Annotated in this window: 22 protein-coding genes; 16 read left to right on the forward strand and 6 right to left on the reverse strand. The window is 66.8% G+C overall.

Annotation, left to right across the window (positions count from 1 at the left end; translation table 11 throughout):
- Positions 1–6 precede the first annotated feature (6 nt).
- Together ACO2RJ_RS00405 and glgX are read left to right on the forward strand one after the other, a co-directional pair.
- Complete coding sequence (locus ACO2RJ_RS00405; RefSeq protein ID WP_423266032.1) at positions 7–477, forward strand: DUF2934 domain-containing protein; 471 nt, start codon at positions 7–9, stop codon at positions 475–477.
- Positions 478–584: 107 nt separating this feature from the next.
- The gene (glgX, locus tag ACO2RJ_RS00410; RefSeq protein ID WP_423266033.1) at positions 585–2,660 is read left to right on the forward strand and encodes a glycogen debranching protein GlgX; all 2,076 of its coding nucleotides are present in this window, start codon (positions 585–587) and stop codon (positions 2,658–2,660) included.
- A gap of 82 nt (positions 2,661–2,742) precedes the next feature.
- Here glgX and ACO2RJ_RS00415 read toward each other — a convergent pair whose 3' ends face one another.
- Positions 2,743–3,141, reverse strand: coding sequence for a hypothetical protein (locus tag ACO2RJ_RS00415; protein ID WP_423266034.1), 399 nt, complete (start codon positions 3,139–3,141; stop codon positions 2,743–2,745).
- Positions 3,142–3,443: 302 nt separating this feature from the next.
- On the opposite strand from ACO2RJ_RS00415, the gene purC reads away from it, so the two are divergent.
- The 5 genes from purC (at position 3,444) to ACO2RJ_RS00440 (ending at position 6,816) form a co-directional block, all read left to right on the forward strand.
- Positions 3,444–4,247, forward strand: coding sequence for a phosphoribosylaminoimidazolesuccinocarboxamide synthase (gene purC / locus ACO2RJ_RS00420; RefSeq protein ID WP_423266035.1), 804 nt, complete (start codon positions 3,444–3,446; stop codon positions 4,245–4,247).
- Positions 4,248–4,369: 122 nt separating this feature from the next.
- On the forward strand, positions 4,370–4,612 hold the full coding sequence (gene purS, locus ACO2RJ_RS00425; RefSeq protein ID WP_423266036.1) for a phosphoribosylformylglycinamidine synthase subunit PurS: 243 nt from the start codon (positions 4,370–4,372) through the stop codon (positions 4,610–4,612).
- A 28-nt stretch (positions 4,613–4,640) separates the two neighbouring features.
- Positions 4,641–5,276 (forward strand): hypothetical protein, encoded by a 636-nt coding sequence (locus ACO2RJ_RS00430; protein WP_423266037.1) that lies wholly within the window; start codon positions 4,641–4,643, stop codon positions 5,274–5,276.
- A gap of 26 nt (positions 5,277–5,302) precedes the next feature.
- Positions 5,303–5,992, forward strand: coding sequence for a phosphoribosylformylglycinamidine synthase subunit PurQ (gene purQ / locus ACO2RJ_RS00435; protein ID WP_423266038.1), 690 nt, complete (start codon positions 5,303–5,305; stop codon positions 5,990–5,992).
- On the forward strand, positions 5,992–6,816 hold the full coding sequence (locus ACO2RJ_RS00440; protein WP_423266039.1) for a DUF72 domain-containing protein: 825 nt from the start codon (positions 5,992–5,994) through the stop codon (positions 6,814–6,816). Before purQ ends, ACO2RJ_RS00440 begins: the two co-directional genes overlap by 1 nt.
- On the opposite strand, the gene ACO2RJ_RS00445 is transcribed toward ACO2RJ_RS00440, so the two are convergent.
- Positions 6,813–7,853: a CBS domain-containing protein gene (locus tag ACO2RJ_RS00445; protein WP_423266040.1), complete on the reverse strand. Its 1,041-nt coding sequence runs from the start codon at positions 7,851–7,853 to the stop codon at positions 6,813–6,815. The genes ACO2RJ_RS00440 and ACO2RJ_RS00445 overlap by 4 nt on opposite strands.
- A 156-nt stretch (positions 7,854–8,009) precedes the next feature.
- On the opposite strand from ACO2RJ_RS00445, the gene purL reads away from it, so the two are divergent.
- Genes purL through grxD form a run of 3 tightly spaced genes read left to right on the forward strand, consistent with a single transcriptional unit; the run spans position 8,010 to position 10,859 of the window.
- Positions 8,010–10,241 (forward strand): phosphoribosylformylglycinamidine synthase subunit PurL, encoded by a 2,232-nt coding sequence (purL, locus tag ACO2RJ_RS00450; protein ID WP_423266041.1) that lies wholly within the window; start codon positions 8,010–8,012, stop codon positions 10,239–10,241.
- A 17-nt stretch (positions 10,242–10,258) separates the two neighbouring features.
- Positions 10,259–10,522: a BolA family protein gene (locus ACO2RJ_RS00455; RefSeq protein WP_423266042.1), complete on the forward strand. Its 264-nt coding sequence runs from the start codon at positions 10,259–10,261 to the stop codon at positions 10,520–10,522.
- Between the two features lie 4 nt (positions 10,523–10,526).
- On the forward strand, positions 10,527–10,859 hold the full coding sequence (gene grxD, locus ACO2RJ_RS00460) for a Grx4 family monothiol glutaredoxin (RefSeq protein ID WP_423266043.1): 333 nt from the start codon (positions 10,527–10,529) through the stop codon (positions 10,857–10,859).
- Here grxD and ACO2RJ_RS00465 read toward each other — a convergent pair whose 3' ends face one another.
- Positions 10,860–12,464 carry a putative bifunctional diguanylate cyclase/phosphodiesterase gene (locus ACO2RJ_RS00465; protein WP_423266044.1) on the reverse strand — a complete coding sequence of 535 codons (1,605 nt, stop codon included), beginning with the start codon at positions 12,462–12,464 and terminating at the stop codon, positions 10,860–10,862. It lies immediately after the preceding gene.
- A 241-nt stretch (positions 12,465–12,705) separates the two neighbouring features.
- Between ACO2RJ_RS00465 and ACO2RJ_RS00470 the strand changes: the two genes are divergently transcribed.
- On the forward strand, positions 12,706–13,596 hold the full coding sequence (locus tag ACO2RJ_RS00470; protein WP_423266045.1) for a metallophosphoesterase: 891 nt from the start codon (positions 12,706–12,708) through the stop codon (positions 13,594–13,596).
- A gap of 27 nt (positions 13,597–13,623) precedes the next feature.
- Here ACO2RJ_RS00470 and pyrF read toward each other — a convergent pair whose 3' ends face one another.
- The 3 genes from pyrF to ACO2RJ_RS00485 form a co-directional block, all read right to left on the reverse strand.
- Positions 13,624–14,379, reverse strand: a complete 756-nt coding sequence (gene pyrF / locus ACO2RJ_RS00475; RefSeq protein WP_423266046.1) for an orotidine-5'-phosphate decarboxylase — start codon at positions 14,377–14,379, stop codon at positions 13,624–13,626.
- Positions 14,380–14,568: 189 nt separating this feature from the next.
- A complete protein-coding gene (gene rpsD / locus ACO2RJ_RS00480; protein ID WP_423266047.1) occupies positions 14,569–15,186 on the reverse strand; it encodes a 30S ribosomal protein S4 in 618 nt (205 codons plus the stop codon).
- A gap of 196 nt (positions 15,187–15,382) precedes the next feature.
- Positions 15,383–16,123: an MBL fold metallo-hydrolase gene (locus ACO2RJ_RS00485; protein WP_423266048.1), complete on the reverse strand. Its 741-nt coding sequence runs from the start codon at positions 16,121–16,123 to the stop codon at positions 15,383–15,385.
- A 125-nt stretch (positions 16,124–16,248) separates the two neighbouring features.
- On the opposite strand from ACO2RJ_RS00485, the gene dnaG reads away from it, so the two are divergent.
- The 5 genes from dnaG to ACO2RJ_RS00510 all read left to right on the forward strand — a co-directional run bounded on the left by dnaG (position 16,249) and on the right by ACO2RJ_RS00510 (position 22,474).
- Positions 16,249–18,165, forward strand: coding sequence for a DNA primase (gene dnaG, locus ACO2RJ_RS00490; RefSeq protein WP_423266049.1), 1,917 nt, complete (start codon positions 16,249–16,251; stop codon positions 18,163–18,165).
- A 202-nt stretch (positions 18,166–18,367) separates the two neighbouring features.
- Positions 18,368–20,383, forward strand: a complete 2,016-nt coding sequence (rpoD, locus tag ACO2RJ_RS00495; RefSeq protein ID WP_423266050.1) for an RNA polymerase sigma factor RpoD — start codon at positions 18,368–18,370, stop codon at positions 20,381–20,383.
- 185 nt (positions 20,384–20,568) lie between these two features.
- A complete protein-coding gene (locus tag ACO2RJ_RS00500) occupies positions 20,569–21,381 on the forward strand; it encodes a DUF817 domain-containing protein (RefSeq protein ID WP_423266051.1) in 813 nt (270 codons plus the stop codon).
- Positions 21,378–21,791, forward strand: a complete 414-nt coding sequence (locus ACO2RJ_RS00505) for a DUF2809 domain-containing protein (RefSeq protein ID WP_423266052.1) — start codon at positions 21,378–21,380, stop codon at positions 21,789–21,791. The genes ACO2RJ_RS00500 and ACO2RJ_RS00505 overlap by 4 nt, the downstream gene beginning before the upstream one ends.
- Positions 21,792–21,865: 74 nt before the next feature.
- Positions 21,866–22,474: a YceI family protein gene (locus tag ACO2RJ_RS00510; RefSeq protein WP_423266053.1), complete on the forward strand. Its 609-nt coding sequence runs from the start codon at positions 21,866–21,868 to the stop codon at positions 22,472–22,474.
- Position 22,475 lies beyond the last annotated feature (1 nt).

Below are 22,475 nucleotides of genomic sequence, written 5' to 3' on the forward strand. Positions count from 1 at the left end.
CCGAACATGAGCGAACGAGAGCGTCTGATCCGAGACGAGGCCTATCGGCTGTGGAAGGAGGCCGGAGAACCGTCCGGGCGCGACGAGGCTCTTTGGCTGGAGGCCGAGCGTCGCGTCGGAGCGGGTCAGACCGCCAAGGCCCCGAAGGCCCCTTCCGGCGGAGCGGGACCGAAAAAGCCTAAGAAGGAAGCCGCCGCGGCGATGTCCCCTGCGGCGATGGCGTCGGCCGACGCCGGCAAGGCCGTCGCGTCGAAGGGCGGCAAGTCCGCGCGGACAAAGGATTCAGGCGAGGCCGCCGTATCGACGCCCGCGCCGGGTCCCGCCGGCGCGAAGCCGAAGGACAAGGCGGCCGCGGCGAAGACCGGCGTCAAACCCGAGGCCAAGCCGAAGGCCGATGCGGCCAAGTCGGGCGGGGTCAAGTCCGGTCCCGCCAAGTCGGGGTCCGGGAAGGCCGCCGAGAGCAAGTCGAAACGCTAAGCGGCGCTCGGCCGCGGGGGCCCCGCGGAACGAGCGGGCCCGTCCGCCCGTTAGGTGCGGACGGGACGCCGTCTGGGCTGCGTCTGACGAGGGGGATCAAGAGCTTTATGAGCGACATCAAGACCGACCGCCGGGCGGAGGCCGGGCGGCCGACGCAGCTTGGCGCGACCTTTGACGGTCAGGGCACCAACTTCGCTCTGTTTTCGGCCTATGCCGAGCGCGTCGAGCTCTGTCTCTTCGACGCCGACCAGAACGAGGTCGAGCGCGTCACCCTTCCGGAGTATTCCGACGAAATCTGGCACGGCTATCTGCCGGGAATCGTGCCCGGCCAGCTCTACGGCTATCGCGTGCACGGCCGCTACGCGCCGGAAGAGGGGCACCGCTTCAACCCCAACAAGCTGCTGCTTGATCCTTACGCCAAGACCATCACCGGCTCGATCGCCTGGAACGACGCGCATTTCGGCTACACGCTGAACGCGGACGACAAGGATCTGTCCTTCGACGAGCGCGACAGCGCGCCCTTCACCCCTAAATGCGAAGTGCCGGACACCGCCTTCGACTGGTCGGGCGACTCCAAGCCGAACGTCCCGTGGGACAGCACCGTGTTCTACGAGACCCATGTGCGCGGCTTCACCATGCTGCACCCGGACGTGCCCGAGGACATGCGCGGCACCTTCGACGGCCTCGGGCAAAAGGCCGTGATCGACCACATCAAGTCGCTCGGCGTGACGTCGGTCGAGCTGCTGCCGATCCACGCCTTCCTCGACGACCAGCATCTCGAGTCGAAGGGGCTCAAGAACTTCTGGGGCTACAACACGATCGGCTTCTTCGCGCCGATGGCGCGTTACGCCGGCGGTCCCAACAAATCCGGGCGCGCGCGGCTCGCGAGCTTCAAGCACATGGTCCGGCAGTTCCACAACGCCGGGCTCGAGGTGATCCTGGACGTCGTCTACAACCACACCGCCGAAGGCAACGAGCTCGGCCCGACGCTCTCTTTCAAGGGCATCGACAACCTCAGCTATTATCGGACGATGCCGGACAACCATCGATATTATATCAACGACACCGGCACCGGGAACACCGTGAACACCAGCCACCCCCGGGTGTTGCAGATGATCACGGATTCGCTGCGCTATTGGGTCGAGGAATGCCATGTCGACGGCTTCCGCTTCGATCTCGGCACGATTCTCGGCCGCGAGCCCGAGGGCTTCGATCCGCGCGGCGGCTTCTTCGACGCGGTGGGGCAGGACCCGACGCTGCGGCAGGTGAAGCTGATCGGCGAGCCCTGGGACATCGGCCCCGGCGGCTACCAGGTCGGCGGCTTTCCCCCCGGCTGGGCGGAATGGAACGACAAATACCGCGACCAGGTGCGCGACTACTGGAAGGGCTCGGGCGGCCATCTCGGCGATTTCGCGGCCCGCGTCACCGGTTCGGGCGACGTCTACGACCAGCGCGGCCGGCGCCCGTGGGCCGGCGTGAACTTCATCACGGCGCATGACGGCTTCACGCTGAACGACACGGTCTCGTACAATGAGAAGCACAACGAGGCGAACGGCGAGGACAACAAGGACGGTCACGGCGACAACCGCAGCTATAATTACGGCGTGGAGGGCGAGACCGACGATCCCGGGATCACGGCGACCCGCGAACGCCAGAAGCGCAATTTCCTCGCGACGCTGCTGTTCTCCCACGGCACGCCGATGATCCTCGCCGGCGACGAGTTCGGCCGCACCCAGGGCGGCAACAACAACGGCTACTGCCAGGACAACGAAATCTCCTGGGTGAACTGGGATCTGGCGGAGAAGGACGAAAAGCTGCTCGCCTTCACCCGCAAGGTGACCGCGCTGCGCGCCGCGCATCCGATCCTGCGGCGGTCGAGCTTCCGCGACGGCATGGGGCTCACCTGGCTCAACCCCGGCGGCGGCGAGCAGACCCCCGAGCAGTGGGCCGACGAAGGCGCCGACTGCCTCGGGCTGCATCTCAAGGCGGCGGATGGCGAGGAGGAGGCGATCATCGTCTTCAACAGCCATGACGGGGCGGTGCCCTTCACCCTGCCGGAGCGCGAAGGCGGCAAACCCTGGTCGGTCGTCGTAGACACCGAACGTCCGGAGGACGACCCGCGCGAGGAGACCGGCGCCGACCCGATCGACGTCGCCGCCCGCTCGCTGCTGCTGCTGATGTGAGGGCGGAGCGCCCGGCGTAGGTCTGCCGGGGACACGAGGCCGCCGGTGGCGACGGCCGGAAGCGCGCCCGGCCGCGCCGCGCTCAGCCGCCGGTGACGAGATGCGCGAAGCAGGATGAGAGGCTCGGCGGAATGCCCGGCGCGTTCTGTTCCACCTCGGATTTGATGTCGGCATATTCATCGGGCCGCCCCTGGCCCGGCGAGAGATAGATGCGCTGGGTGCGCGCCGGATCGCCTTTGAAGAACAGGTAGATAGGGTCCGACGTCCTGGGCGAGACGTGGAACACGCTCCAGGCGCCGACCGCGAGCTTGCGGTCGATCGGCAGCGGGCCCTTGGCGATCTGACGGCCGACGGCCGCGGCTTCGGCCGGGCTCGCGGCGCCCCCGGTGACGGCGACGCCGGGGCAAAGCGGGCCGGCGAGCGCGGGCGCCGCGCCGGCGAGAAACAGGATCATGGAAAGAGGCAGACGTGTCGTCGTCATGAGCGACGTCCTCGCGACTTCAGGCCATCGATGCGGCCGTCGACCGAAGCCTTTCGATCGGCGCGCCGGGGCCGATTCTAGTCCGCCCTCCGCCCGGCGGGCCAGACCCGCCGCCTCCGCGCGGGCCGGGCGCGACGCCGCGCCCCCTCTGGCGGAAACGCCCCATCGTTGTGCTCGGGATCGCGATCGGATAGGTTCCGCGCGCATGCGGCGTCGCGCCCAATGCGACGACGATCCGATCCGCATGCGCGCCGGACACGACCGACCGGTCCCGGTCAGCCCCGACAAAACCGGCAGGTGACATGGATTTCCTCAAGCCACGGTATACGCCGATGAACCGCCGCCGCCGCATCTATGAAGGCAAGGCGAAGGTCCTCTATGAAGGACCCGAGCCCGGCACCCTCATCCAGCACTTCAAGGACGACGCGACCGCGTTCAACGCGAAGAAGCACGAGGTGATTGACGGCAAGGGCGTGCTGAACAACCGCATCTCCGAGTTCATCTTTCAGAACCTGAACGACATCGGCGTGCCGACGCATTTCATCCGTCGGCTGAACATGCGCGAGCAGCTCATCCGCGAAGTCGAGATCATCCCGCTCGAGGTGGTGGTGCGCAACGTCGCCGCCGGCTCGCTCGCGACCAAGCTCGGTCTCGAGGAAGGCACGCAGCTGCCGCGCTCGATCATCGAGTTCTATTACAAGAACGACGCGCTCAACGACCCGATGGTGTCGGAGGAGCATGTCACGGCCTTCGGCTGGGCGAGCCCGCAGGAGATCGACGACATCATGGCGCTCGCCATCCGCGTCAACGACTTCCTGTCCGGCCTGTTCCTCGGCGTCGGCATCCGTCTCGTCGACTTCAAGATGGAGACCGGGCGGCTCTGGGAGAACGACACGGTGCGCATCGTCGTCGCCGACGAGATCAGCCCCGATTCGTGCCGGCTGTGGGACATCAAGTCGAACGACAAGCTCGACAAGGACCGCTTCCGCCGCGACATGGGCGGCCTGGTCGAGGCCTACACCGAAGTCGCCCGCCGGCTCGGCATCCTGCCGGAATCCGACACGCCCAACGGCCGCGGCCCGGTGCTTGTGGCGTCGAAGGACTGATCGTCTGCCGACGCCGCATGATTGCAACGCCCCGCTCCTGAGCGGGGCGTTCTCGTTTCGGGTGGCGTCGCGCCGTCCGAGGCCTTAAACGGTGCAGCGATCCTGAAGCCTCCGGAGATGCCATGAAAGCCCGCGTCACCGTCACCCTCAAGACCGGCGTCCTTGACCCGCAGGGCAAGGCTATCGAGGGCGCGCTCGGCTCGCTCGGCGTGGCCGGCGTGGAGAGCGTGCGGCAGGGCAAGCTGTTCGACGTCGAACTCGCGACTTCCGACCCCGCCGAGGCCGAAGCGACGCTGAAGGCGATGTGCGACAAGCTGCTCGCCAACACCGTGATCGAGAGCTACCGCTACGAGATCGCAGGCTGAAAGACCAAGAAAACGACAGGGAGGCCCCATGCGCCGAATCCTCATGACCGCCGCAGCGCTCCTTGCGCTGACGGGCGTTCCCGCGATCGCGCAGGGACCCGCGCCGGACGGCCCGGCCGCATCCCCGCAGACGCCGGGCCCTGGCGGCCAGCAGCAGCCCTCCGGCCCCGCGGCCGCCCGAGTGCCGGGGCCGACCACCGAGATCGTGGGTCCCGAGGGCGCGTTCCGCCTGCAGCCGGACGGGGTAAACTGGGAGCGGTTCCAGACCGTGCGGGCGATCGGCGTCCGCTGCAGCGAGAAGGCCTGCGGCGGCGAGCGGGTGTTCTGCATGATCCAGGCGCGCTCAGCGAAAGACGCGCTTCCCGGCGTCGCGCCGTCGGCCGCGAGCGCCCAAGCGTTCGGCGACGGCGTGCTGAAGACCGCGCCGAAGGAGCTCAAGGCGGAGTATGTCGCGCCGTTCGCCGAGGCGCGCTTCGGCGCCAATCCCGGCCGCTGGGCGGAGGTCAAAGCCGAGGGCGAGCCGGGCTCGCTGCGATTCGGCCTGTTCCTCGCCGAAGCCAAGGCCCATGAGATCGCCTTCAATTGCGTGACGCCGAGCGCCTCGTGGGCGACGCACAAGCCCAAGATCGACGCCCTGCTCGCCTCGCTGCAGATTCCCCGCTAGCCGCCCTCGAAAGAGCTACGCCGCCGATGAACGCCGCCGTCATTCTCTTCCCCGGATCGAACCGCGAGCGGGACGTCGCCAACGCCCTGAAGCGGGCGAGCGGACAGGCGCCGGCGATCGTGTGGCACGCCGAAACCGCGCTGCCCGAGGGCACCGACCTCGTCGTGCTGCCCGGCGGCTTCTCCTATGGCGACTATCTCCGCTGCGGGGCGATCGCGGCGCGCGCGCCCGTGATGGACGCGGTGCGCGCCCACGCCGCGCGCGGCGGCCTCGTGCTCGGCATCTGCAACGGCTTCCAGATCCTGGTCGAGAGCGGCCTGCTGCCGGGCATCCTCACCCGCAACAAGGACCTGCGCTTCATCTGCAAGACGCAGCATCTCAGGGTCGAACGCGCCGACACCGCCTTCACGCGCGGCTACGAGGCGGGCCAGACCATCGAGGTCTGCGTCGCGCATGGAGAGGGCAACTATTTCGCCGACCCCGAGACGGTCGCGCGCCTCGAAGGCGACGGACGCGTCGCCTTCCGCTACTGCGACGCCTCCGGCCAGGTCGGCGGCCTCGCCAACGCCAACGGCTCGGTCAACGACATCGCGGGAATCTACTCCGAGGGGCTGAACGTCCTCGGCATGATGCCGCACCCCGAGAACCTCGTGGACGCGGCGGTCGGCGGAACGGACGGCGCGGCGCTGTTCGCAGGGCTGGCGCGGGCCGCCTGATGGCGGGCGCGGGCCGCATCTATGTCGGCGTCGGCGGCTGGACCTTCGAGCCCTGGCGCGGCGCCTTCTTTCCCGACGATCTGCCCAAGACGCGGGAGCTCGCCTACATGGCCGAGCGCCTGACCGCGATCGAGGTCAACGGCACCTTCTACCGCGGCCAGAAGCCCGAGACGTTCCGGAAATGGGCGGAAGCGGCCCCGGACGGATTCAAGTTCCCGCTCAAGGCGTCGCGCTACACGACCAGCCGGCGCGTGCTAGCCGAAGGCGCGGAGTCGATCGAGCGCTTCTTCGCGACCGAGCCCACCGCGATGGGCGACAAGCTCGGCCCGATCCTGTGGCAGCTGCCCGCCTTCAAGCGCTTCGAGAAGGACGACATCGCCGCCTTCCTGAAGCTGCTGCCGGCGAGCCATGACGGGGTCACGCTCCGCCATGTGATCGAGGCGACCCACGACAGCTTCGCCGACCCTGCTTTCATCGAACTTCTGCGGGAGGCCAATGCCGAGGTCACGCAGGTGGTGATCGACGATCCCGACCATCCGACGATCGCCGACGTCACCGCCGACTTCGTCTATCTCCGCCTCGAGCGCAGCCAGGAGAACGTCGAGACCGGCTACACGGCCGATGAGCTCGACGCCTGGGCGAAGCGGCTGAAGGCTTACGCCGCCGGCGGCGTTCCGGACGACCTGCCGACGCTTTCGGGCGACAAGCCGGAGAAGCATCCGCGCGACGTCTTCGCCTTCTTCATCTCCGGCGCGAAGGTCCGCAATCCGGCCGCGGCCATGGCGATGATCGAGCGGGTGGGAATCTTGAGCGCGCGATCCTAATAGGCGCGAATTTCCTTTAAGTGTCTAAACATCTTTGCGATATTTTTGAGTTTAATAATGTCGTCCCCCTCTGGAGTGTCGGGATCAAAGTGCATGACGTCGTTTCGGATCGAATTTATCTCGTCTAGAGCGCTACAGAACGAGGTCCGGTCTAGATTGAACCCTATGACACTCCAATTTTCTTTATGTTCTATAAGACGAACGCAGTTTCCAAATGTCAATTGTGATACGTGAGTGAAGTGTTCAGGAGTGTGATTGGGGTCAAGCGTCTTTTTGATTTGCTCAATCGGCAGCTTATTCGATATTAGCGATCTCACGCTATTTTCGATCTCACTAATCAACAAAAATGGTGTACTTGTTAGTTCAAACTGAAGGGCGATGTCGGTTGCTGTAACAATGCCAGTAATTCGTCTATCTGTAGCTCTTACCAATACGTAGTCATATTCCTCAATAATGCGGATTGCGTCGAACATTGAGGCTGATGCAGGTATTTCTTGATGCTCTTCCATAAATTTTTGTACATCTACGCCTGACGCAGTCGTGATTGATCTCGTTCCTATTGATTTCCAGCTCACAATGCCTTTTACGTCTCTCTCATTTGTCATTACCGGAAGCTGTGAAAAATTTTTGGTCATCATCAACGTAACAGCGGTCAATAGTGTATCATTAGGCTTTACAAATGTTGGAGGCGTGTTTGCGGAGCGGATTTTTTCTATTTTAAACGACGGGTCGTCTGCATTAGGTTCAGCAACCACTTCATTTAATTGAACTTGATTGATTATTGCCGTTTTCTGCCTGCTTCTCTTTGAGTCAATTAATTCAAAAGCAATAGGTGTTTCAACCCAAATATTCAAGTAATCTGGAACGGTTCTGATGCCTATTTGCTCTAACTTAGAGTTTATATACTGAACATTGAGGGGGGTTCGGCGTTGAAAACCGAACCATGATAAAAAGGTCCGTATTGTTACAGGTTGCGCTGTGCGCCCAGCCTTGAGGTCGGCCAAAACGGCACTTAGCTCTTCGTGATTGGATATCATTTCATTCCTGAACTGAAATGGCACCTATTCTAGCTAAGCTATGCTCCTATAGGTTGATGCAATCGTCAATATCATCCTTGTTGGGGCACTAGAAAGGCCGGGTCCATTGGCGTAGCAAGGCCCTGCCTCCGAACCGTCGCCTTCAGCCCGAGTCCGATGTCCTCAGCCGAACCCGCCATCACGCCCGAGCTCGTCGCCTCCCATGGCCTGAAGCCCGACGAATACGACCGCGTCCTCAAGCTCATCGGCCGCACCCCGAGCTTCACCGAGCTCGGCATCTTTTCGGCGATGTGGAACGAGCACTGCTCGTACAAATCCTCCAAGCGCTGGCTGAAGACGCTGCCGACCACGGGGCCGCTCGTCATCCAGGGGCCGGGCGAGAACGCCGGCGTGGTCGACATCGGCGACGGCGACGCCGTGGTCTTCAAGATGGAGAGCCACAACCACCCGTCCTTCATCGAGCCCTATCAGGGGGCCGCGACCGGCGTCGGCGGAATCCTGCGCGACGTCTTCACCATGGGCGCGCGTCCCGTGGCGGCGTTGAACGCGCTGCGCTTCGGCGCGCCCGAACATCCGCGCACGCGCCATCTCGTCTCGGGCGTCGTCGCGGGCGTCGGCGGCTACGGCAACTCCTTCGGCGTGCCGACGGTCGGCGGCCTCGTCGGCTTCCACTCGCGCTACGACGGCAACATCCTCGTCAACGCCATGGCGGTCGGCCTCGCCCGCGCCGATTCGATCTTCTACGCCAAGGCGACCGGCGTCGGGCTGCCCGTGGTCTATCTCGGCTCCAAGACCGGCCGCGACGGCATCCACGGCGCGACCATGGCCTCCGCCGAGTTCGACGACGCCTCCGAGGAGAAGCGCCCGACCGTGCAGGTCGGGGATCCCTTCGCGGAAAAGCTGCTGCTGGAGGCCTGCCTCGAACTGATGGCGTCGGGCTCGGTGGTCGCGATCCAGGACATGGGCGCGGCCGGCCTCACCTGTTCGGCGGTCGAGATGGGCGCCAAGGGCGACCTCGGCATCCGGCTCGACCTCGAGAACGTGCCGGTGCGCGAGGAGGGCATGACGGCCTACGAGATGATGCTGTCGGAGAGCCAGGAGCGCATGCTCATGGTGCTCGACCCCGCCAAGGAGGATATCGCGCGGGCGATCTTCGTGAAATGGGGGCTCGATTTCGCGGTGGTCGGCCGCACCACCGACGATCTGCGCTTCAAGGTCTATCTCCACGGCGAGCTTAAGGCGGACCTGCCGATCAAGGAGCTCGGCGACGAGGCGCCGGAATATGACCGGCCCTATGTCGACACGCCGAAGCAGCAGCAGGTCGCGGCCGCCAACATCGACGCGCCGGCCTCCACCCGCGACGCGCTGCTGACCCTGATGGGTTCGGCCGAGCTCTCCTCGCGGCGTTGGGTGTGGGAGCAGTACGACCACATCATTCTCGGCGAGACGGTGCAGAAGCCCGGCGGTGACGCCGCCGTCATCCGCGTCGAGGGCGGCCCGAAGGGGCTTGCGCTCACCGCCGACGTCACGCCGCGCTATTGCGAGGCCGACCCGTTCGAAGGCGGCAAGCAGGCGGTGGCGGAAGCCTGGCGCAATCTCACGGCGGTGGGCGCCGCGCCGCTCGCCGTCACCGACAATCTGAACTTCGGCAATCCCGAGAAGCCCGAGATCATGGGCCAGCTTGTCGGTTGCATAAAAGGCATCGGCGAGGCCTGCCGGGCGCTCGACTTCCCCGTCGTGTCCGGCAACGTGTCGCTCTACAACGAGACCCAGGGGCGCGCGATCCTGCCGACGCCGACGATCGGGGCGGTCGGAAAGCTCGACGACGTCGCGAAGAGCGCGACCGTCGCCTTCAAGCGCGAGGGCGAGGCCGTCCTCGTCATCGGCGACGCCAAGGGCTGGCTCGGCCGCTCCTGCTGGCTCTGGCTCGTCGCCGGCCGCGAGGAGGGCGCGCCCCCGCCGGTCGACCTTTCGGCCGAAAAGCGCAACGGCGATTTCGTGCGCAGCCTGATCCAGGCCGGCGTCGCGACCGCGGTCCACGACGTCTCCGACGGCGGCCTGCTGGTCGCGATCGCCGAGATGGCGCTCGCGGGCCGGCTCGGCGCGCGGCTCGACGAGCCCTATTCCGGCGCGACGCCGCACGGCTACTGGTTCGGCGAAGACCAGGCCCGCTATGTCGTGACGGTGTCGGAGGCCGACGTCGGCACGGTGATCGACGCCGCCTCCGGCGTCGGCGTCACCGCGTCGCGCATCGGCTCCGTCGGCGGAGACCGATTGATTCCGGGGTCCGAAGCCCCCATCCTGTTGAATGAGGTGCGCGAGCTCCACGAGGGCTGGTTCCCGCGCTACATGGCGGGGCCAGCGGTCGAGGCCGCTCCCGCCGACTGACGAGAGGATCTCAACCGATGCCGATGGACGCCCGCGAGATCGAGACGCTGATCCGCGCCGCGCTGCCCGACGCCGAGGTGACGATCCGCGACCTCGCCGGCGACGGCGACCACTACGCCGCGACCGTCGTCTCCGAGGCGTTTCGCGGCAAGAGCCGGGTGCAGCAGCACCAGCTCGTCTATCAGGCCCTGAAGGGCCAGATGGGCGGCGCGTTGCACGCGCTCGCTCTGCAGACCAGCGCCGGTCCCGTCGCCCAGACAGACGCCACGAAAGGCATGTGAGACAATGAGCGCACAGGAAGACATCGCCTCGGCGATCCAGAGCAACGACGTCGTGCTCTTCATGAAGGGCACGCCGCAGTTCCCGCAATGCGGGTTCTCCGGCCAGGTCGTCCAGATCCTCGACTATCTCGGGGTGCCGTATCAGGGCGTGAACGTGCTCGCGAGCGACGAGATGCGGAACGGCATCAAGGCGTTCTCGAACTGGCCGACGATCCCCCAGCTCTACGTGAAGGGCGAGTTCGTCGGCGGTTGCGACATCGTCCGCGAGATGTTCCAGGCCGGCGAGCTGCAAAGCCACCTCAAGGAGGCGGGCGTCGCGGTGAAGCAGACGGCGTGATCAGCTGACGGCGGCCGCGGGGGGACCCCCGGCGGCGCCGTCGCGCGCAAACCTCTGGGCCTCACCTTCCGGCATAGGCCGACCGAAGAAATAGCCTTGCCCGTAGGTGCAGCCCTTCCGGGCCAGTCGGGCTGCGATGGCGGAGGTTTCGATGCCCTCCGCCGTCGTCTCGACGTTCAGGCTTCGGCCAAGGGCGACGATCATGTTGACGAGCGCGCGGCCGTCGGGGCTCTGTTCGGCCGCGGCGACGAACGAGCGGTCGATCTTGATCTTGTCGAATTTGAGCTGCTGCAGCTTCGACAGGCTGGAATAGCCGGTGCCGAAGTCGTCGAGCGCGACGCTCATGCCGACCGCGCGCACCGCGGCGATGAAGTTCTCGGCGCAGTCCACGTTCGTCATCACCGCGCTTTCGGTGATCTCGATCTCAAGCCGCCGGGGCGGGAATCCCGTATCGTTCAGCACGGTCATGATCCGCAGCGCGAGCGAGAGGTCCTTCAACTCGGTCGGCGAGACGTTGACCGAGAGCGTCGGCGCGCCGGCCCAGTCCCGGGCGGCGAGACAGGCCTGCCGGAGCACGCCGAGCGTGAGGTCGCTGATGAGGCCGAGCTCCTCCGCGACGCCGACGAAGGCGGCCGGTGGCAGCAGCCCGCGCTCCGGATGGTCCCAGCGCGCGAGCACCTCAAACCCGTGCAGGTTCGAATCGGAGAAGCGGATCAGGGGCTGGAAATACGGCTTGAACCGGCCGACCCTGACTGAGCTGCGGATGTCGTCCTCCAGCCGCCGCCGGTCTTCGATCTCCGCCTCCATACGCTGCTCGAAGAACCGAAACGTTCCGTGGCCCTCTCGCTTCGCGCGGTACAGCGCGATGTCGGCCGACCGCAGCACGGCCTCATCGTCCTTGTCCGAGCCGCGCCGCAGCGCGACGCCGAGGCTCGCGGACACCGCGATAGGCTCGCCGCCAAACTCGATCGGCTTCGCGAGCTCCTGGGCCAGCCGCTCCGCCAGAAGAGGAACTTCGTGGCCGGAACTGTCGCACGGCAGCAGGGCGGCGAATTCGTCTCCGCCGAGGCGCGCCGCAATCCCTCCGTCATGGAGGATCTGCGTCAGCCGCGACGCCGTCGCGCACAGCACCGCATCGCCTGCGGCGTGGCCGAAGAGGTCGTTCACCGACTTGAAGTCGTCCATGTCGATCAGGAACAGGGCGAATTCCGTTCCGCCCGGCCCGCACAGCCGTTTCAGCTCATCGGAAAACACGCGGCGGTTCACGAGGCCGGTCAGGGGATCGAAGCGGGCGAGCGCCGCGGTTTCCGCTTGCGCCGAAAACAGCTTGTGATTGGCGCGGTTCAAGCGACGGACCAGCAGCGCCAGCACGACGCAGGGCAAGATCAGGGACATGGCGGCGAAGCCGGTCGAGGTGAGGATGAAGCGCAACCGCGCCTCGTCCTCATGTCCAGGCTCATACGGCAGGCTGAGGCTCTCGAAGATGAGCTGTTCGAGCCCGTACTCCCACCAACAGGACAGGGCGAACGTCGTCGCGAGGACGAGCGTCCCGAAGACGACGACGCCGGACGGGTTGAGCGCCTGAGGAACGGTGCGTTGCGACATATGCGGTCCTACGTCGACAGAGCCGCCGGGATCCGACTTGCGACATTAAAGCGCCGGCGAAGGTTACCGTTTCGCCGCGTTTTTAGGCGTCAGCCTCACAATCCGGCGAGCGCGCGCATTCAAGGGCGCGTCATCATCATCCTGCCGTCATCGACAGGTCATGACGGGAGCACGGAGCGTGGCGCTCCCGGCCCCCTCCGCGCGGCGGACGTCGCGGCCGCATTCCGCAATCGAGAGCCGCATGACGCTGATCACCCGCCGCAGCCTGGTCGCCGCCGCAGGCGCCGGCTTTCTGGCCTCGCTCTCGGGCGGGGCTTACGCCGGCTACATCGAGCCGACAGTGCTGCTCGGCGTCACGACCTACGACCTCACGCCGCCCGGCTGGCCGGCCGACTTTCCGCTCGACATCGCGGTGGTGACCGACGTGCACGCCTGCGAGCCCTATGTCCCGCTCGCCCGCGTGGCGCGCGTCGTCGAGACCGTCAACGCATTGCAGCCCGACCTGATCGTCCATCTCGGCGATCACGAGGCGTCGCACCGCTTCGTGCAGAAGCGCGTGCCGTCGACCGAGTGGGCCGCGGCGCTCGCCGATCTGTCGGCGCCGCTCGGGCTCTACACGATCCTCGGCAACCACGACTGGTGGCACAACGAGATCGAAATCCGCAGCGCCCTCGACGGCGCCCGGATCCGCGTCATGGAGAACGAGGCGGAGTTGATCGAGCACCGCGGCCGCCGGTTCTGGCTCGCGGGCCTGGGCGACCAGCTCGCGCACTGGATCGGGCGTGGCGGCTTCCGCGGCGTGGACGACCTGCCGGGAACCATGGCCAAGGTCACGACCGACGATCCGCTGCTGCTGCTCATCCACGAGCCGGACGCCTTCGTGAACGTCTCGCAACGCGTCTCGCTGACGCTCGCCGGCCACACCCATGGCGGCCAGATCCATATCCCGGGATTGCCGAACCCGTTCATCCCGTCCGCCTATGGCGACCGATTCCGCTACGGGCACATCGTCGAGGACGGCCGGCACATGATCGTCTCGGGTGGGATCGGCATGTCCACGGTCCCCGTGCGCTTCGGCGTGCCGCCGGAGATCGTGCGGGTGCGGCTCGGCGGCCGGTCCGCGGCGGTCTGAGCCCGGCGCAGCGACGAGACGCGGAGCTCAGGCGGCCGGCGCCGCGCCGCGCTCCATTTCGGCGATCACCTTGCGCGCCTCCGCCGCCGGGTCGGCCGCTTCGGTGATCTGGCGGCCCATGACGATGTAGTCGGCGCCCGCGCGGATCGCGCCTTCCGGCGTCGCGACACGCTTCTGATCATGGACCGCGACGCCGGGCGAGCGGACGCCGGGCGTGCCGATCAGCAGGCCGGGAGCTCCGGCGCGCCGGCGCAATTCCGCGGGATTGTCGGCGGCCGAGGCGATCACGCCGTCGACGCCGCATTCGGCGGCCTTCCTCACGCGCAGCTCGACGAGCTCCGGCACGGTCAGCCGATAGCCCATGCCCGCGAGATCGTCGTCATTCATGCTGGTCAGCACGGTGATGGCGAACAGCTTGAGCTTGGCGTCGCCGCCCTTGCCCTCGACCGCGGCCTTCATGATCGCGTCGTCGCCGTGAATGGTGACGATCTTCGCGCCGCGCTCCCGCGCCCGCGCCACGCCTTCCTTCACGGTCTGGCCGATGTCGTACATCTTGTAGTCGAGGAAGACGTTATTTCCCTTGTCGACCAGACGATCGATCAGCGCGTCGGTCCCCTTCGCGAACAGCAGCCACATGCCGATCTTGAAGAAGGTCGCGGTCCCGTCGAGCCGGTCGACGAGATCGCTCGCGGCCTCCGGCGTCTTCACGTCGAGCGCGACGATCAACCGGTCGGCCATGTTTGACGGGACGTCGCGGGCCGGGGCTGGCGGGGTTGCGGTCACGTCATGTCCTCCGTCGTCCGGGCTCGGCTGGAGCGTCATAGAGAAGCGGCGTCGCGAAAAGAACCGCCATCACGCGCCGCAAGAACGGTATCCACGGCTTCGTCGACGGAGACCGCTTCGCCGCATCCTCCGCCGGATACGAAAAAGGCCGCCCGGAGGCGGCCTTGTCGCATGTCGCGAAGCGACCGGTCAGCGCGAGTAGTACTCGACGACCAGGTTCGGCTCCATGTGCACGGGGTAGGGCACTTCGGTCAGGCCCGGCACGCGGACATATTTCGCGGTCATCTTGTTGTGGTCGACCTCGAGATAGTCCGGCACGTCGCGCTCGCCGGAGGCGGCGGCCTCGATCACGAGCGCGAGCTGCTTCGACGCGGCCTTCACCTCGACCACGTCGTCGACCTTGACGAGGTAGCTCGGGATGTTGACGCGACGGCCGTTCACCGTGACGTGGCCATGGTTCACGAACTGACGGGCCGCGAAGGGGGTCGGCACGAACTTCGAGCGGTAGACGACGGCGTCGAGCCGGCGCTCGAGCAGGCCGATCAGATTGGCCGACGTGTCGCCCTTGAGGCGGGTGGCCTCGGCGTAGATCCGGCGGAACTGCTTCTCGGTGATGTTGGCGTAATAGCCCTTGAGCTTCTGCTTGGCGCGCAGCTGCACGCCGAAGTCGGAGAGCTTGCCCTTGCGGCGCTGGCCGTGCTGGCCGGGGCCGTATTCGCGGCGGTTGACCGGGCTCTTCGGACGACCCCAGATGTTCTCGCCCATACGGCGATCGATTTTGTACTTCGAGGCGTGTCGCTTCGACATCGCGTCCTCCTGTTCAAGGTCGAGGAACGCGCCCTCCTACTGCCCCATGCCGGGGCCGACAGGACCGGTCGTCGCGAGAACGCCGGGCCACGGGTGCGCTAAAACGCGCGCAGGGGACTCATCGAAGTCCCGCACGACGCGGGCTGGTCTCTAGAGGCCGAGGGCCGCGCTGTCAATCAAGGCGGCGCTGGGGGCTTCAGACATCAAGCTCCAGACCGTCTTCCGCGAGCTCCACGCCGTCGAAGGTCGCGCCCGGCTGGGCCAGCATCGACGGCCCCAAATGCGTCAGCAGCACCCGCTTCGCGCCGATCCGGGGCAGGTTGGTCTTCAGCGTCCCCCAGTCGAGATGGTAGGGGGCCTTTCGGTCGTAGAGGTAGCACTCGCAGATCATGAGATCGGCGTCGCGCCCGGCGGGAATCAGAGCCTCGACCCATTCGGTGTCGCCGCTGTAGCTCAGGACCGTGCCGTCGCAGGCGATCCTCAGCGCGTGCGACGGCGCGCCGGACGGGTGGCGCACCTCGAAGGGCGTGACGGTCGCCGCGCCGAGCTCGGCGGTCGTCCCTTGCGCCATCTCGACGATGTCGAGCGCGAAGCGCCGCTCGACCGTGCTGGAGCCCGGAAACAGCGCCTCCATCGTCGCCGGAAGCCGCGCCTTGAGGCCCACGGGCCCGGCGATCGTCAGCGGGCGCTGGCGCCGGCTGACGAACTGGGCGTCGAGGATGAAGAACGGCAGGCCCGCGAAATGATCGCCGTGGAGATGGCTGAGCATGATCGCGTCGATGTCGTTCGGCGCCGTGCCGAACCGCCGCATCGCGACCATGGACGAGGCGCCGCAGTCGACTAGGAAGCGCATGTCCCGCGCGGTCACGTCGAAGCAGGTGTTGAAGCGGCCGCCGGAGCCGAACGCGTCGCCGCAGCCGAGAATCTTGAGTTTCATGGGGATCGGGGACAGGCGCGGGCTGTGAATAGCGGGCGGCGCGAAAGGCCGGGCGGGAATCGGCGAACGGTCCTAGTGTATAAGGGTCGGTCCGTCAGCCGTTTTCGAGCCCGATTCCGCGCCCCATGCGCTTCACGCCAGCCTTTCTCGACGATCTTCGCGAACGCCTCCCCGTGTCGGAGGTGGTGGGGCGGCGCGTCAAGCTGAGGCGGCAGGGGCGCGAATATGCCGGCCTGTCGCCCTTCAACGCCGAGAAGACGCCGTCCTTCTTCGTCAACGACCAGAAGGGCTTCTATCACTGCTTCTCCTCCGGCAAGCATGGCGACGTCTTCAAGTTCCTGATGGAGACGGAGGGCGTCAGCTTCCCCGAGGCGGTCGAGCGGATCGCCGACATGGCGGGCGTGCCCATCCCCAAGGAAAGCCCGGAGGAGGCCCGCCGCGCGGAGGCGCGCGCCGGGCTGGTCGAGATCATGGAGATGGCGGCGCGTTTCTTCGAAGGCGAGTTGCAGGGCCGGGCGGGGGCGTCCGCGCGCGGCTATCTCGCAGGCCGCGCGATCAGCCCGCAGACGCAGGCCGACTTCCGCATGGGCTATGCGCCGAACGACCGCGGCGCGTTGCGCGGCCATCTTCGCAAGCAGGGCGTGCCGGTCGCCGACATGGTCGAGGCCGGGCTTCTGGTGTCCGGCGAAGACGTGGCCGAGCCGTTCGACCGGTTCCGCGACCGGGTGATGTTCCCCATCCAGGACGCGCGCGGCCGCATCATCGCCTTCGGCGGCCGCGCGATGTCGGCCGACGCGCAGGCGAAGTACCTGAATTCGCCGGAGACGCCGCTCTTCCACAAGGGCGCGACGCTCTACAACCATCACCGCGCGCGCGCCGCGGCGCAGGCGGCGGGCGCCGTCGTGGCGGTGGAGGGCTATGTCGACGTGATCGCGCTGGCGGCGGCCGGGATCGGCCATGTCGTGGCGCCGCTCGGCACCGCGCTGACCGCCGACCAGCTCGAACTGATGTGGAAGATGGCGGCGGAGCCGATCCTCTGCTTCGACGGCGACAAGGCGGGCCGCCGGGCGGGCTTCCGCGCGATCGAGACCGCCCTGCCGCTGCTGCAGCCCGGCCGCTCGCTGCGCTTCGCCTTCCTCCCGGAGGGGCAGGATCCGGACGACCTCGTGCGCGCGGAAGGCCGGAGCGCGGTCGACGCCGTGCTCGCCGGCGCGGCGCCGCTGGTCGATATGCTGTGGGCGCGCGAGTTCGACGCAGGCCCCACCGACACGCCGGAGAGGGCCGCCGCCTTCGAGCGCCGGCTGCGGGACGCGCTCGGCTCGATCCGGGACGAGACGGTGAAGCGGCATTATCAGACGGCCGTAGAGAACCGGCTCGCGAGTTTCGGGCGCCCGGCGTCCGGCGGTCGGCGCGAGCGCCAGCCCCGCGGCGGCGCGCGGCCGCCCCGCGGCGGGCAGGGCCGCGGCGGACCGTGGACGCCGCCGGCGCCGTCGCTGGCGGCGTCCGCCACGCTCCGGGCGAGCCCGATGATGGGGACGGGCGCCGGCCGCCTTCCCGGCCGCGAGACGGCGCTGGCGCTCGCCATGGTCAACCACCCCGACCTGCTCGACGAGCTCGCCGAGACCTATGCGGAGCTCGAATTCACCGCGCGCGAGCTCGACCGCCTGCGGCGCGCGACGCTCGACGCCTACGCCGACGGCGCCGCCGACCGCGAGGCGATGAGGGCGGCGCTCGCGGCGTCTGGCCATGGCGAACTGCTGGAACGGGCGGATCAGGCGTTGCTTTCCAGCAACTGGTGGGTGATGGAAGCTGATCCGGCCGACGCGGCGGTAGGCTGGAGGCACGCGTCCGCCTTGCACACAAAGGTGCGAGCGCTACATAGAGAGCTCCGTGCTGCGGAGCAGGATTTCGGACGCGATTTCACCGACGAGAATTTTCGTCGCATCGTCGAAATCCAGCGTCAGCTTTCCACTGTCGAGGGGTCGGAGGCGTCGATCGACGGGTTCGGCGGCGCGTCCGGACGAACCCTCCGCTCGATGTGACGCGGCGTCGGCGGCCGGCGAATTCGGCGAGGATGGCGCATCTGAATGGCGCCGCCGCGGCGCTCCGAGGCGCCGGGCATGCTTAACGTGGGCGTAAAGCTGCGGCGCGTTATGTGGGTTGGCGCTGATTCGCCGTCTCGGCGGCGTTTGAGGTAATGGGTTGCAGGAGCCGGACGGCGGGTCGGCTCGGAGACTGGACGACATGGCGACGAAGTTGCAATCAAAGGACGAAACCGAGACCGCGGCTCCGGAGACGGAAGCCGGGCCGCTGCTCGACCTGAACGACCAGGCCGTCCGCCGCATGATCAAGGCCGCGAAGAAGCGCGGCTACGTCACCAATGACGAGCTGAACGACGTCCTCCCGTCCGACCAGAACACGGCGGACCAGATCGAGGACATCATGGCGATGCTCAACGAGATGGGCATCAACGTCATCGACAGCGAGGACGAGGCCGAGAAGACCGAGCGCGAAGAGGGCGCCGCGACCGAGGACGAGGAGCCCGAGGGCGGCGATCTCGTCGAGACCGCGCGGCCGACCGCCGTCGCGGTGACGCAGAAGTCCGAACCGACCGACCGCACCGACGACCCCGTGCGCATGTATCTGCGCGAGATGGGCTCGGTCGAGCTGCTGTCGCGCGAGGGCGAGATCGCGATCGCCAAGCGCATCGAGGCCGGCCGCGAGGCGATGATCGCGGGGCTCTGCGAGAGCCCGCTGACCTTCCAGGCCATCATCATCTGGCGCGACGAACTCAACGACGCCAAGATTCTGCTGCGCGAGGTCATCGACCTCGAGGCGACCTACGCCGGTCCCGACGCCAAGAACGGCGCCGCAGCGCCAAGCGACGGCGCTGCGACCGAGGGCGGGGAGGCGGCCGGCGAGCTGGAAGCCGAACCCGAAGCGGAGACGCCGGCGCCCGAGGGCGACCTCGACGACGACGACATGGAGAACAATGTCTCGCTCTCGGCCATGGAGAGCGAGCTCAAGCCTAAGGTTCTGGAGACGTTCGGCGCCGTCGCCGACGACTACAAGAAGCTTCGCCGCCTGCAGGACCAGAACGTCGAGAACCGTCTTCAGAACAAGACGTTATCCCCGGCGCAGGACCGCAAGTACAAGAAGCTCAAGGACGACATCATCGCGAATGTCAAATCCTTGTCGCTCAATCAGCACCGCATCGACAACCTTGTCGAGCAGCTTTACGACATCAACAAGCGGCTGGTCGCCCTCGAAGGCCGGCTGATGCGGCTCTGCGAGTCCTACGGCGTCGAGCGCTCGGATTTCCTGAAGCAGTATCAGGGCTACGAGCTCGACCCGAACTGGATCCGCCGCGTCGCCAATCTCGGCTCGAAGGGCTGGAAGAACGTCGTCGCCGCCGAAAAGGACCTCGTGCGCGACATCCGCGGCGAGATCCACAATCTCGCGACCGAGACGGGCCTCGAGATCCAGGAGTTCCGCCGCATCGTCCAGATGGTGCAGAAGGGCGAGCGCGAGGCCCGGCAGGCGAAGAAGGAGATGGTCGAGGCGAACCTGCGTCTCGTGATCTCGATCGCCAAGAAATACACCAACCGCGGCCTGCAGTTCCTGGACCTGATCCAGGAGGGCAACATCGGCCTGATGAAGGCGGTCGACAAGTTCGAGTATCGCCGCGGCTACAAGTTCTCGACCTACGCGACCTGGTGGATCCGGCAGGCGATCACCCGTTCGATCGCCGACCAGGCCCGCACCATCCGCATCCCGGTGCACATGATCGAGACGATCAACAAGATCGTCCGCACCAGCCGCCAGATGCTGCACGAGATCGGCCGCGAGCCGACCCCGGAGGAGCTGGCCGAGAAGCTTGCCATGCCGCTGGAGAAGGTGCGGAAAGTCCTCAAGATCGCCAAGGAGCCGATCTCGCTCGAGACGCCGATCGGCGACGAGGAGGATTCTCACCTCGGCGACTTCATCGAGGACAAGAACGCGATCCTGCCGATCGACGCTGCGATCCAGTCGAATCTGCGCGAGACCACCACGCGCGTGCTCGCTTCGCTCACCCCGCGTGAGGAGCGCGTGCTGCGCATGCGCTTCGGCATCGGCATGAACACCGACCACACGCTCGAAGAGGTCGGCCAGCAGTTCTCGGTGACCCGCGAGCGCATCCGCCAGATCGAGGCCAAGGCGCTGCGCAAGCTGAAGCACCCGAGCCGGTCCAGGAAGCTGCGGAGCTTCCTCGACAACTGAGACGGCGGCGCCACGTTTTCACCGAAGGCGGCGGGTCATGGCCCGCCGCCTTTTTGTTGGAGCCGCCGTTATGGGGGCGGTGACGTGAGAGGCGAAAGGTGCATAAGGGGCCAGCGGTCGGAACGCGGTCGGCGTCCGAAAGGCCGTGGTCGCTCTCCGCTCGTGAAGCGGCTTTCGCCGAGCGCATGGCGGCGCGTCGCTCCACGGCTTTCGTCTATGAGTTTCTGCGGTTCGGCCTGAAGCAGGCCTGGGCTTGCCTGTTCGGCGGCGTCATGGTCGCCCTGCTGATCGGGACCCATTTCTGGTACCCGCGCGGCGCGCCGCTCGCCCGCTACGACTTCCTACTGCTAGCGGCCGTCCTTGTGCAGGCGCTGATGCTCAGGTTTAGGCTGGAGACATGGGAGGAGGCGAGGATCATCCTCGCTTACCATGTCGTCGGCACGGTCATGGAGATCTTCAAGACCGCCGTCGGCTCCTGGATCTATCCGGAGCCATCTCTGCTGCGGATCGGAGGCGTTCCGCTCTTCACCGGCTTCATGCACTCCTGCATCGGCAGCTATCTCTGCCGGATCTGGGGCCTGATGCGCTTCGAGTTCCGGTCGCATCCGCCGGTCGCTCTGCTGGCCGCCTTAAGCTTCGCCGCCTATCTCAACTTCTTCGCCCATCACTATGGGCCGGATTTCCGGTGGCTGCTTTTCGTCGTCGCGGCTCTCATGCTCTGGCGCACGCAGGTCCAGTTCACCGTGTGGCGACGCCCCCGTTCGATGCCGTTGCTGCTCGGACTCATGCTGGTGACCGCCTTCATTTGGCTCGCCGAGAACGTCGGCACCTTTACAAAGACGTGGCTTTACCCGCAGCAGATGAGCGGATGGTCGCTTGTCGGGGCCGGGAAGTACGGGTCGTGGTTCCTGCTCCTCGTCATCAGCTACACTCTGGTCGCCCTGATCAAGCCGCCAAAGGCCGTCGAGGACCGGGGCGCAAGCCAGGCGCCGCCATGAGCCGCCTCACGACACGAGCCTGCTACGTCGCAGCGGCGCTTATCGTCATCGCCGCGGGTCTGCTGGCGCGTCGGCCGGAGGTCGGCCTGCCATGGGCCGCAGCGAAGTACGGTGGCTCCCTCCTCTGGGGCGCGATGGTCTTTTTCATCGTCGCTGCGCTGGCGGTCCGTTGGCCGCTCGGCCGAGCGGCTTTGGTCGCCGTGATAGCCTCGGCGGCGGTCGAGTTCAGCCAGCTGATCCATGTGGAGCCGCTTGACGCGTTTCGCAGGTCGGCGCTCGGAGCGCTGCTGCTCGGACGCACCTTCTCATGGTGGGACGTCGCCTGCTATTGGATCGGGATCGCGGCGGCCGCGCTCCTGACGGCGCTCCTCCGCGCGCTCTCCGCTGCATCTCTGCAAACGAGGCTTTGAGCGGGGCCGCCTTCACGCGGGCGCCGCTGTCGGTCAAGCATCGGGTCCTCCGCTCCCGAGAGGATCATTCGCCTATGAAGCGTCTTTCATTCGCCCTCGCCGCCGCTCTGTTGATGGCGCAGGCCGCCGTCTCGCACGCCCAGTCCGTCCCCGGCGCGAAGGACGTCTCCCGCGTCTCGGGCGGGACCTACAAGGCCGATCCCAACCACACCCAGGTTCTCTGGTCCGTCGACCACATGGGCTTCTCGACGCTGCACGGCATGTTCGGCCAGATCACCGGCGCGCTGACGCTCGACCCGAAGAACCCCTCCGCCGCCAAGCTCACGATCGAGGCGCCGATGAAGGGTCTCGCCGTCACGTCCGACAAGTTCGCGACCCATGTCTCGGGGAACGAGTTTCTGGACGTCGCGAAGTTCCCGGCGGCGCGCTTCACCTCGACCTCGGTCGACGTCTCCGGCGAAACCGCGAAGATCGCGGGCGACCTCACGCTGCACGGCGTCACCAAGCCGGTCACGCTCGACGCCACGTTCCACGGCGCCGGCGTGAACCCAATGAACAAGGCGGAGACGGTGGGCTTCTCCGCCACCGCCAAGCTCAAGCGCAGCGACTTCGGGCTTGGCGCGTTCGCGCCCGTGGTGTCGGACGAGGTCGAGCTCGAGATCGTCGCCGCCTTCGAGAAGTGAG

The organism is Hansschlegelia sp. KR7-227 (assembly GCF_049446035.1).
Lineage (GTDB): Bacteria > Pseudomonadota > Alphaproteobacteria > Rhizobiales > Methylopilaceae > Methylopila.